The sequence below is a fragment of the Pedococcus sp. NPDC057267 genome (assembly GCF_042668795.1).
Classification (GTDB): Bacteria; Actinomycetota; Actinomycetes; order Actinomycetales; family Dermatophilaceae; genus Pedococcus.
Genome location: NZ_JBHUYG010000125.1, coordinates 1 through 10,199, shown reverse-complemented (window position 1 = coordinate 10,199; position 10,199 = coordinate 1). Strand labels below are relative to the sequence as shown.

The following is a 10,199-nucleotide window of genomic DNA, read 5'->3' as shown; positions in this document are numbered from 1 at the left end:
GGCCTGACCGTCAGCGGCACGAAGCTCTGCTAGCAGAGCGTGGTGCACCCAGAAGACTGTGCAGCCCGCGCTGAGTGAGCCAACCTCTGCTAGCAGAGGTTGGCTCACAGGGCCCGAGCGGTAGTCCGTGGCGGCGGGTCAGCGTCGGGTCAGCGGCCGGTCCGGCCCGCGTCCGCCCGGAGGCGCGCTTCCTCGTCGAGGAGGCGCGCCTCGTGCGTTGCCGGCGCGGCCCCTCCCCGGGAAGCGGGCCACCACCAGGCGGTGGCCGGCTCGGCCGGCGGCTGCGGGTAGGTGTCGAGCAGGTGCTCGACCATCTCGACCAGCGCGTCGTGCAGCCGGTCGGTCAGCGCCTCGGCGTCCTCGCCCGGCCGTGGCACGAGCGGCTCGCCGACGAGGACCGTGACCGCGGTGCCACGGTGCAGGCTCCACCGGCCGCCGACCGTGAAGACCCTGTGGACCCCCCAGTGCGCCACCGGGACCAGCGCGGCGCCCGTGGCGAGCGCCAGGTATGCCGCGCCGCGCCTGACGTCGGCGCGGTCCTTGACGACGAACGCGCGGCCGATGGTCGCCTCGGGGTAGATGCCGACGACCTCGCCCCGGCGCAGGGCGGACAGGGCGTGGCGGGCGGCGACGGCGCCGTGGGCCCGGTCGACCGCGATGTGGTGCATGCCGCGCATCAGCTGCCCGGACACCGGCGCGTCGAAGACCGACTGCTTCGCCATGAACCGGACGAGCCGCCCGCGCATCGTCGCCGCGAGCCCGACCACCATGAAGTCGATGAAGCTGCTGTGGTTGGCGGCCACGACGACCGGTCCGCTCGCCGGGAGCCGCTCGGCCCCGCGCACGTCGATCCGCAGGCCGAGGACCCGGAACAGGGCGCGGCACACCGCGATGACGAGGCGGTAGGTCAGGTCGCGCACACCCCGTGTTCGGAGCGGACGGCCACGCGGCCTGCTCGGCTTCCCTCAGGCGACCTCGGCCATGAGCGCGGCGAGCTTGGCCCGCGAGGCGATCTCGAGCTTGCGGTAGATGTGCGACAGGTGGGCGTCGACCGTGCGCGGCGAGACGAAGAGCCGGGTCGCGATCTGCCGGCTCGTCAGCCCCTCGGCGACGAGCTCGGCCACCGCGCGCTCGGCCTTGGTCAGCGCGTCGAGCGGCGTGGCGACCTCCACGGTCGAGGCGGCGAACAGGGCGGCCACCGCCGCGACGCCCTCCGGGGTCAGCTGCTGGTCCACCACCCAGCCGGACGGGCAGTCGCGGACCGCGCCCGCGGCATACGCGACGCCGGGCCGGTCGCGGCCCACCGCCTGGCGCGGGACCCTCAGGGCGGCCGCAGCGCCGGCGACCTGGCGGTGCGCCGGGTTGGCGTTCCGGCGCAGCAGCACGGCCAGCCCGTCGAGGGCGTCTGCCCCCCGCAGTGGCAGTGGCACCTGGGCGGCCCGCCGGAGGGCCGACAGGTACGACGCCTGCGCCTGGCCCGGTTCGCCGAGCTCCATCAGGGCGTCCCCCACGAGCAGGCGCGCCTCGACCGCGTCGCGGCCCAGGTTGCTGCTGTCGGCAAGGACGACGATGTCGGCCGCCAGGCCCGCGGCCCGGGCGGTCTCGCCGGCGGCGAGCAGCTCGCGCACCTCCTGCAGCTGCACGACGAGGCGCACGGCCCAAGGCAGCCCGTCGGCCTCGACCTCGGTGCCGGGCTCGCCGGTGACGAGCCGGTGCACGGTGTCGGCGAGCAGTGCGATGCGGTCCTCGTGGATCTCGCGGGCTCGCTCGCGGGCGACGCGGGCGAGGGACTCGGCCTCGATGAGGCGGCCCCGCTCCCAGGCGACCTTCGCCTGGAGCACCCGGGCGGCGAGCGCGATCCAGAGCTCGTCGGGCGGGGGCGCGTCGACGACCAGCGCGGCGAGCCGCTCCGCCTCGTCCCACTCGCCGGTGGACACGCAGACGTCCATGAGCGTGCGGCGGACCTGGCGCACGACGTACGGGTCCGCCTGGCCGAGCTCCAGGGTGCCCTCGGCGTCGGCGCGGGCCTCGGCGAGCTTGCCGGCGTCGAGGTGCATCTCCGCGCGGATGGCGGCGGTGCGGGCGACCTCGAGGTCGCGGTCCTGCGGGTCGAGCGCCTGCGCGTGCTGCTCGGCGCGCTCGAGCAGTCGCAGCCCCTCGTAGGTGCCACGCGCCTCGGAGGCGCAGATGCCGGCGCGACGGGCGAGCTGGGACCCGACGAGGGGCGGCCCGTCCCCGCTGTCGAGGACCGACTCGAGCAGGTCGACGGCCTCGCGGACCCGCATGGCCGTGTACAGCGTCGAGAACGCGCGGTTGGCCAGCTCGTACCCGAGGGGGCGGGTCTCGTCCTGGGCGCACGCGTACCGGACGGCCATCGCCAGCAGGTCGAGCTCGGCGAGCCACGGCTCGTTGGCCGCGCCCGAGTAGAAGTCACGTGGGAGGACCTTGTCGGCCCAGGCGACCAGGCCCTCGAACGCGCCCGTCTCGTCGCCGGTCTCGGCGGCGAGGGCGCGCCCCACCTCGCGCAGCGGCGCGAGCATCGCGAACCGGCCGTCGGCGTGGACCTCCACGAGGCTTCGTCGTGACAGGGCCGAGGCGAGCTGGACCGCCTGGGCGCGGGTGACGCCGCAGCCGTGCGCGATGACGTCGAGGCTGACGGGCCGGCCGATGACGGCGAGCCGGCGGAAGCACCGCTGCTGCTCCTCGTCGAGCAGGGCGTAGGAGGCCCGGACCGCCTCGTCCATCGACCCGACCGGGGCGACGTCGCTGACGCCGACGAGGGCGATCTGCACCGCGAGCTGCTCCAGCAGGAGCGGCAGGCCGCCGCTGGCCGTGATGAGCCGGCGGATGGTGGGGCCGTGGGTCTCCAGGTCGACGAGGTGGCCACCCGCCGACGCGACCCGGGCGAGCAGCAGCTCGACGGCGGGGCCCTCGAGCTCGCCGGTCGGCTTCGGGGCCGGCAGCGGTTGCAGCCGGAGCACGCGCTCGTGCGGCCGGCCGGCGACGGTCTGGGCCGTGCACAGCAGCCGCCAGGTGTCGGTCTCCTCGACGAGGTCCTGCAGCAGGGCGCCCAGCCCGTCCACCGAGTCGACCCCGTCGAGCACGAGCAGGACGTCCCGGCCGTCGAGGGCCCGCTTGAGCGCCATCGTCTCGGAGTCCCCCGGCGCCACCTCCGCGTCCAGCGCGGCCAGGCAGGCGGTGACGAGGCTGGCACGCGAGCTGTGCGCGTGGGCGGTCACCCAGAGCGAGCCCGGGACCGCGGCGGCGGCGTGCCGGGCGACGAGCGTCTTGCCGCAGCCGGGTGCCCCCGTGAGGGTCACCCAGCGGTGCTCCTCGACGAGCTGCCGGACGCGGTCGATGACCTCGTCGCGGCCCACGCACGGAGTCAGCACCCGTTCAGGCTACCGACGTCCCTCCCCCGTATCGGTGGTTTCACCGATGCCCCCGGCAGGCCGGTCCCGGCAGTCTTGTCCCCGCACGGTCGCGGGACGGGCACGGGCTGCGTGGAGGGGCGCAGCCCAGGTCCGTTCGGCGCAGGCGGGACGGGCCCCGCCGCAGGCCGGGTGTGGACTCGGGGGGAGTCCGCACCCGGCCTCGTCGTGCGTGCCGGCGCCCTGGCCCGTCAGGTCAGCCGAGGCCGTTCGCGCTCAGGAACTCCTTGGCCACCGCCGACGCGTCCTTCTTGTCGACGACGACCTCCTTGAGGAGGGCGGCGAGGGTCGCGGTGTCGAGCTTGGCCGAGACGGCGTTGAGCGCCCCGGCGATCGTGTCGTTGCTCTTGCTCTTGGTGATGAGCGGGACGACGTTCTGCGCGGCATACATGCTCTTGGGGTCCTGGAGCGCCACGAGGTCGTTGGCCGCGAGGTTCGGGTCCGTGGTGAACAGGTCACCCGCGTCGATCTGGCCGTTCTTGAGGGCGGCCAGGGTGAGCGGGCCGCCGGCGTCGAGCGGGCGGAACGACTTGAACTCCAGGCCGTAGATCTTCTTGAAGCCGGGCAGGCCGGTGAGGCGGGTCTTCCACTCCGGCGGGCCGCCGACCGTGAGGTCCTGGCTCTTGCCCTTGAGGTCCGCGATCGACTTCACGCCGAGCTGGTCGGCGCGGGACTTCTTCATGACGAGGGCGTCCTTGTCCTCGGCCGCCGACTTGTCGAGCACGGTCAGGGTGGCCGGCAGGGAGGACTTGAGCTCGGCGTAGACGCCGTCGGCGTCGGTCGCCTTGGCGTTCTTGTTGAAGTACTGGGTGAGGACGCCGGTGTACTCCGGGATGAGGTCGATCGACCCGTCCTGCAGCGCCGGGATGTACGCCTCGCGGGCACCGATGTTGAGCCGCTTGGTCACCTTGATCCCCTTGGCCTCGAGGGCCCCGGCGTAGATCTCGGCGAGCAGGGCGCTCTCGGGGAAGTCGGCGGACCCGACGGTGATGCCGCTGCTGGCGCCGCCCCCCGCGGAGCTGCTGCTGGTCTTGGTCGCGAGCGGGTCCCCACCGGAGCTGCCACAGGCGGCCGTCCCCAGCAGCGCGGCCACGGTGGCCACGGTCACGGTCATTCTGGTCAGCTTCACTGGTCGTGCCTCTCGGTTCGGTCGACAGGTCGTCAACTGGCTTGGGCGTCCACGGTACGCCGCGGCTCGCGAATCTCTACATCCTGTGGGGTATTTCCTCGATGGGCGAGCCGGCGCCGCCCCCGACGCCCGCCACCGGTGCCCCGGCCGGTGAGCCCGGGCGAGACGACGTAGCGCTGGACGAGGGCGAGGAGCAGGTCGACCACCAGGGCGAGCACCGCCACCAGCAGCGCACCGCCGGCCATCTGCGGGTAGTCGCGGACCTTCTGGCCGTCGATGAGGAACCGGCCGAGGCCGCCCGTGCCCGCCACGGCGGCCAGGGTCGCGGTGGCGATCACCTGCAGGGCCGCGGACCGGAAGCCGGAGAAGATCAGCGGCATCGCGTTCGGGACCTCGACCCTGGCCAGCACCTGACCACCCGTCATGCCCATCCCGCGCGCAGCGTCGCGGGCGGCGGGGTCGACGCCCTCCACCCCGGCATACGCCCCCGCCATGATCGGGGGGATCGCCAGGACGACGAGCACGATGAGGCACGGCACGAGGAACGCGGAGTCGCCCGTGAGCCGGGGGAACAGCCACAGCACCATGAGGTAGAGCAGGCCCAGGCTCGGGATGGCGCGCGCGGCGCCGGCGAGGCCGACGACGAGGAACCGGCCGCGCCCGGTGTGCCCCACGGCCAGGCCGGCAGGGATGGCGATGAGGGCTGCGACGAGCAGCGAGAAGCCCGAGTACCAGAGGTGGGAGAGCGTCTGGGTCGGTATGCCGTCCGGGCCCGACCAGTTGGCCGGGTCGGTGAGCCAGGTGAGGACGCCGTTCATGCCCGGGCCCCCGTCGCGCGGGTCCACGGGGTCAGCACGCGGGCGGCCGTGACGATGACCCCGTCGAAGAGCAGGGCGAGCGCGACACAGCCGAGGATGCCGACGACGAGCGGGTCGTAGAAGTCGCGGTTGAAGCCGTCGCTGAACAGCAGGCCGAGCTGCTGGACCCCGATGACTGTGGCGACGCTGACGATGCTGACGTTGCTCACGGCCGCCACGCGCAGTCCGGCGGCGATGACCGGGACGGCCAGCGGGAGCTCGACGGCGAAGAAGCGCTTGCCGCGGGTGTAGCCCATCGCGGTGGCGGCGTTCTCGACGTCGTCGGGCACGGCGCCGAGGCCGTCGGCGACGGTGCGCACGAGCAGCGCCACCGTGTAGAGCGACAGCGCGACGATGACGTTGACCGGGCTGAGGATCCCGTAGCCGGTGACGAGCGGCAGGATCACGAAGAGCGCGAGGCTGGGGATCGTGTACAGGAGGCCGAAGCCCGCGGTGAAGGGGCCGTAGAGCCAGGTGAAGCGCCGGGCCAGCCAGCCGAGCGGCAGGGCGAGGAGCAGCCCCACCACGAGCGGGATGCCCGCGAGGTAGGCGTGCTGCACGGCGAGGTCGAGGACGTCGCCGACGTGGTCGAGGAACCAGGTCATGCGACAGGGGCCCCGGGGCGGTCGCGGTCCTCCAGCTCGGGCCGGTCGGCGTCCTCGATCGCGGTGAGCACCTCGTGCGCCCGCACCGTGCCGACGAGCGAACCGGAGTCGTCGACGATGACGCCGCGACGGCTCGGGCTGGACAGGGCCGCGTCGAGGGAGGAACGCAGCGGCCCGCTGGCCCGCGCCACGGTGCCACCGCGGTGCAGGTGCTCGCTGGTGACCTCGCCGTCGACCCGTCGCGGCTCGACCCAGCCGAGCGGGTGGTTGCGCTCGTCGACGACGAGCAGCCAGTCCGCGTCGATGCCCCTGGTCGACTCCCCGACGGTGACGGTGCGCTCGGGCCGCAGCGGCAGCTTGGGGGTCGGCTGGAACGACAGCGCGCGGTAGCCGCGGTCACGGCCCACGAAGTCGGCGACGAAGTCGTTGACCGGGTGGGCCAGCAGGTAGGCGGGCTCGGCGATCTGCGCGAGGTGGCCCCCGACCTGGAGCACGGCCACCTGGTCGCCGAGCTTGATCGCCTCGTCGATGTCGTGGGTGACGAAGACGATGGTCTTGCCGAGGTCGCCCTGCAGTCGCAGGAACTCGTCCTGCAGCTGCTCGCGCACGACCGGGTCGACCGCGCTGAACGGCTCGTCCATCAGCATCACCGGCGGGTCGGCCGCGAGCGCGCGGGCGACGCCGACGCGCTGCTGCTGGCCGCCGGAGAGCTGGGCGGGGTACCGCTTGGCGAAGGCCGGGTCGAGGCCGACCCGCTCGAGCAGCTCCATCGAGCGCTTCTCGGTCTCGCGCCGGTCACGCCCGAGCAGCCGGGGGACGGTGCCGATGTTGTCCAGGACCGTGCGGTGCGGGAACAGGCCGGCGTGCTGGATGACGTACCCGATGCCGCGCCGCAGCTCCGGCTCCTTCATCCGGGCCGTGTCGCGGCCGTCGAGGGAGATGGTGCCCGACGTGGGCTGGATCATCCGGTTGATCATCCGCAGGGAGGTCGTCTTGCCGCAGCCGGACGGCCCGACCAGCACCGTGATCCGGCCCGTGGGCGCCTCGAAGCTCAGCTTGTCGACGGCGACGGTGCCATCGGGGTACTCCTTGGTCACGCCGTCGAAGACGATCATGCCGATCAACCTAACCCCTGTGGGTGACAGCCGCCGACCCGCGAAGACCGGGGATCCCGTGCCCCGGAGCACCCGGCGGTCGCGATACTGGGCCGCGTGGCACAGACCGTCGACCTCACCGGCTCTGACCTCGACCTCGAGGCCATCGCGGTCCTCGCCCGCGGCGCCGAGGCTTCGGCGCACCCGGACGCCGTCGCCCGGACCGCCCGGGCCCACCGCGACGCGGCGGTGGTCTCGGAGCGGCGCGAGGTGTACGGCCACACGACGGGGGTCGGTGCCGCGCGGGAGGAGCTGACCGGTTCGGACGAGGAGCACGGACTGCGCCTCCTGCGCTCGCACGCCGCAGGGTGGGGCGACCCGCTGCCGGAGCCGGTCGTGCGCGCGGCCCTGGCGATCCGTGCCAACCAGCTGCTCGCTGGCGGGTCCGGTGCCCGGCCCGAGCTCGCCGTGGCCCTGGCCGACCTCGCGGGGATGCCGTCGGAGGACCTGCCCGTGGTGCACCGGCACGGCTCGCTCGGCACCGCCGACCTCACCGCGCTCGCGGAGGTCGGCCTCACCCTGCTGGGCGAGCGCGACCGCGTGGGCGGCGCGAGGAGGGGGGTCCTGCACCTCGACGCCGGCGACGCGCTCCCCCTGTTGTCCTCCAACGCCTTCGCGCTCGCCGAGTCCGCCCTGGCGACCCGCTCGGTGGCCGGCACCGCCCGCGCCGCCAGCACCGTCTGCGCCCTCTCGTTCGTCGCCCTGCGCGGCAACCCCGAGGCGTTCAGCGAGGCCGCGGCCCGCGCGACACCGTTTCCCGGGGCCACTGAGGTCGCCGGGCACGTGCGCACCCTCGTCACGGGTCAACCGGGCCGTCCCGCGTACATCCAGGACTTCTTCGGCCTGCGCACCTGGCCGCAGGTCCACGGGCCGCTGCTCGACTGGTCGGCGAACCTGCGCACCGTCGTGGAGACGGCGGTCAACACCGCCTCCGAGAACCCTGTCTTCACCCCCGGCCCGGACGGTCCGCAGGTCGCGCACCACGGCGGCTTCCACGCGGCATACCTCGCGCTCAGTGTGGACTCCACCCTGCTGGCGCTGGCACGGTCGGCAGCCGCCGTCCAGTCGCGCGTGGCGCACCTGCTCACGGGTCGCGAGGGGCTGCCCCTCTTCCTCGCGGACGAGACGTCCGGGTCGTCGGGACTGCTCATCGCCGAGTACGTCGCCGCGTCGGCCGTCTCGGTGGTGCGCCAGGCCGCAGCCGCGCCGGCGGCGGTGCAGACCGCCCAGGTGTCGGCCGGCATCGAGGACGACGCGTCGTTCGCGGCCGCCGCCGCGGAGCGGCTCACCCGCGCGGCGCAGGCGTACCGGCGGCTGGTGGCGGTCGAGCTCGTGTGCGCGGTGCGGGCGCTGCGACAGTCGGCCACCCACCCGGTCGGCGCGCTCGCCGAGGCGCTGACGCGGTGTGACCAGCTGCCCGCGCACCTCGGCGACCGTGACCTGGCCGGCGACTTCGAGGTGGCCGAGCGGGTGCTCGACGCGTATGCCGCGGGGCCGGTGCCCGGCGCCACCGGCCGCCCGGGCGCCCGGGCCTAGGCCTCCGTCCGGTCCTGCGGCCGGGTCAGGTGGGTCGCGAGGAACTCGGCGGACTCGCGGTGCCAACGGGCCGGCTGGCGCAGCATCCCGTGAACGTCGCCGTGCACGTCGCGGTAGGTGACGTCGGCGCCCATGGCAGCCATCGCGTCGGCCATCGCGCGCGAGCGCCGCGGCGAGGTGATCCTGTCCCGGGTGCCGTGCATGAACAGCACGTGCAGGCCACGGTGCCAGCGGGCGCGGTCCTGGGCCTCGACCCAGGGCGCGAGGGCCGCGATGGCGCCAACGCGCTCGTCGCCGGCGAGGTGGAGGGCCACGCGACCGCCCATCGAGTGGCCGAGGAGACCCACTGGCACACCGGGGTGGCGCGCCTCGAGCTGCTCGAGCGCCAGCAGGGTGTCCACCAGCGGGCTCGCCTCGTCACCGTTCCAGCCGCGCACGGCATACCGGATCGAGGCCACGGCCACCCGGCCGCGGCCGGCGCGCGCGACGGCCCGTTCGAACGGGCGCATCCGCCACACGGCGGCCTGCCAGTCGCGGACGGCGTCGTGGCCGTGCTCGCGACCTCCGTGCAGGACGAGGACGACGGCGTCGGGCTGGGCGATCTCGGTGGGCCACAGCAGGCGGGGAGCAGGCATGGGACTCCTGGGTCGGGACGGGCACGACGGATTCGCCGTCGGCATCCCGTTGGATTGGTGGGTCCGACCCTGTCGGTCAGACCTTGCTCGTGGAGAAGTTCTTGAACGAGCGGCTCGCCGTCGGGCCGCGCTGGCCCTGGTAGTGCGAGCCGTACTTGGCCGAGCCGTAGGGGTTGTCGACCGGGCTGGAGAGGCGGAAGAAGCAGAGCTGGCCGATCTTCATGCCGGGCCACAGCTTGATCGGCAGGGTGGCGACGTTGCTCAGCTCGAGGGTGACGTGGCCGGTGAAGCCGGGGTCGACGAAGCCGGCGGTCGCGTGGGTGAGCAGGCCGAGACGGCCCAGGCTCGACTTGCCCTCCACCCGGGCGGCGACGTCCTCGGGCAGGGTGACGGTCTCGTAGATCGAGCCGAGGACGAACTCCCCGGGGTGCAGCACGAACGGCTCGCCGTCGGCGACCTCGACGAGGCGGGTCAGGTCGGGCTGGTCCTCGGCCGGGTCGATGTACGGGTACTTGTGGTTGTCGAACAGCCGGAAGTACTTGTCGAGACGCACGTCGACGCTGCTCGGCTGCACCATCTCGGGGTCCCAGGGGTCGAGCACGACCCGCCCGGCGTCGATCTCGGCGATGATGTCGCGGTCGCTCAGCAGCACGGGGGAAGAGTAACGCGAGGGGTGTGGCGGGGGCGGTCGGTCCGGCCCGCGGCGTCGGTTAGACTCCTGCCGCACCGCCGGTTCCGGCGGTGCACGCCGATGTAGCTCAATGGTAGAGCGCCAGCTTCCCAAGCTGGACACGCGGGTTCGATTCCCGTCATCGGCTCAGACGCGAACAACCCCCGAACACGCTTTTCGTT

General features: G+C 73.8%; 9 protein-coding genes and 1 tRNA gene. 2 read left to right on the top strand and 8 right to left on the bottom strand.

Annotation, left to right across the window (positions count from 1 at the left end):
- Positions 1-149: 149 nt before the first annotated feature.
- The 6 genes from ACFUC1_RS18880 to ACFUC1_RS18855 form a co-directional block, all read right to left on the bottom strand.
- Positions 150-920, bottom strand: a complete 771-nt coding sequence (locus tag ACFUC1_RS18880; protein ID WP_379122547.1) for a lysophospholipid acyltransferase family protein — start codon at positions 918-920, stop codon at positions 150-152.
- Between the two features lie 45 nt (positions 921-965).
- Positions 966-3,392, bottom strand: a complete 2,427-nt coding sequence (locus ACFUC1_RS18875; protein ID WP_379122545.1) for a LuxR C-terminal-related transcriptional regulator — start codon at positions 3,390-3,392, stop codon at positions 966-968.
- A 235-nt stretch (positions 3,393-3,627) separates the two neighbouring features.
- On the bottom strand, positions 3,628-4,545 hold the full coding sequence (locus ACFUC1_RS18870) for an ABC transporter substrate-binding protein (protein WP_379122543.1): 918 nt from the start codon (positions 4,543-4,545) through the stop codon (positions 3,628-3,630).
- Positions 4,546-4,592: 47 nt separating this feature from the next.
- Complete coding sequence (locus tag ACFUC1_RS18865; protein WP_379122541.1) at positions 4,593-5,378, bottom strand: ABC transporter permease; 786 nt, start codon at positions 5,376-5,378, stop codon at positions 4,593-4,595.
- Positions 5,375-6,022, bottom strand: a complete 648-nt coding sequence (locus ACFUC1_RS18860) for an ABC transporter permease (RefSeq protein ID WP_379122539.1) — start codon at positions 6,020-6,022, stop codon at positions 5,375-5,377. Before ACFUC1_RS18860 ends, ACFUC1_RS18865 begins: the two co-directional genes overlap by 4 nt.
- Complete coding sequence (locus tag ACFUC1_RS18855; protein WP_379122537.1) at positions 6,019-7,137, bottom strand: ABC transporter ATP-binding protein; 1,119 nt, start codon at positions 7,135-7,137, stop codon at positions 6,019-6,021. The genes ACFUC1_RS18860 and ACFUC1_RS18855 overlap by 4 nt, the downstream gene beginning before the upstream one ends.
- 96 nt (positions 7,138-7,233) lie before the next feature.
- On the opposite strand from ACFUC1_RS18855, the gene ACFUC1_RS18850 reads away from it, so the two are divergent.
- Positions 7,234-8,712 (top strand): aromatic amino acid ammonia-lyase, encoded by a 1,479-nt coding sequence (locus ACFUC1_RS18850; protein ID WP_379122535.1) that lies wholly within the window; start codon positions 7,234-7,236, stop codon positions 8,710-8,712.
- On the opposite strand, the gene ACFUC1_RS18845 is transcribed toward ACFUC1_RS18850, so the two are convergent.
- Together ACFUC1_RS18845 and dcd are read right to left on the bottom strand one after the other, a co-directional pair.
- A complete protein-coding gene (locus ACFUC1_RS18845) occupies positions 8,709-9,347 on the bottom strand; it encodes an alpha/beta hydrolase (protein ID WP_379122533.1) in 639 nt (212 codons plus the stop codon). The genes ACFUC1_RS18850 and ACFUC1_RS18845 overlap by 4 nt on opposite strands.
- A gap of 76 nt (positions 9,348-9,423) precedes the next feature.
- Complete coding sequence (dcd, locus tag ACFUC1_RS18840) at positions 9,424-9,999, bottom strand: dCTP deaminase (RefSeq protein WP_379122531.1); 576 nt, start codon at positions 9,997-9,999, stop codon at positions 9,424-9,426.
- 95 nt (positions 10,000-10,094) lie between these two features.
- On the opposite strand from dcd, the gene ACFUC1_RS18835 reads away from it, so the two are divergent.
- A tRNA-Gly gene (locus tag ACFUC1_RS18835) sits at positions 10,095-10,165 on the top strand.
- Positions 10,166-10,199: the final 34 nt, after the last annotated feature.

Coding starts and splice junctions, on each gene's coding strand:
- ACFUC1_RS18870 (WP_379122543.1), bottom strand. CDS start 4,545: ATGACCGTGACCGTGGCCACCGTGGCCGCGCTGCTGGGGACGGCCGCC.
- ACFUC1_RS18865 (WP_379122541.1), bottom strand. CDS start 5,378: ATGAACGGCGTCCTCACCTGGCTCACCGACCCGGCCAACTGGTCGGGC.
- ACFUC1_RS18860 (WP_379122539.1), bottom strand. CDS start 6,022: ATGACCTGGTTCCTCGACCACGTCGGCGACGTCCTCGACCTCGCCGTG.
- ACFUC1_RS18855 (WP_379122537.1), bottom strand. CDS start 7,137: ATGATCGTCTTCGACGGCGTGACCAAGGAGTACCCCGATGGCACCGTC.
- ACFUC1_RS18845 (WP_379122533.1), bottom strand. CDS start 9,347: ATGCCTGCTCCCCGCCTGCTGTGGCCCACCGAGATCGCCCAGCCCGAC.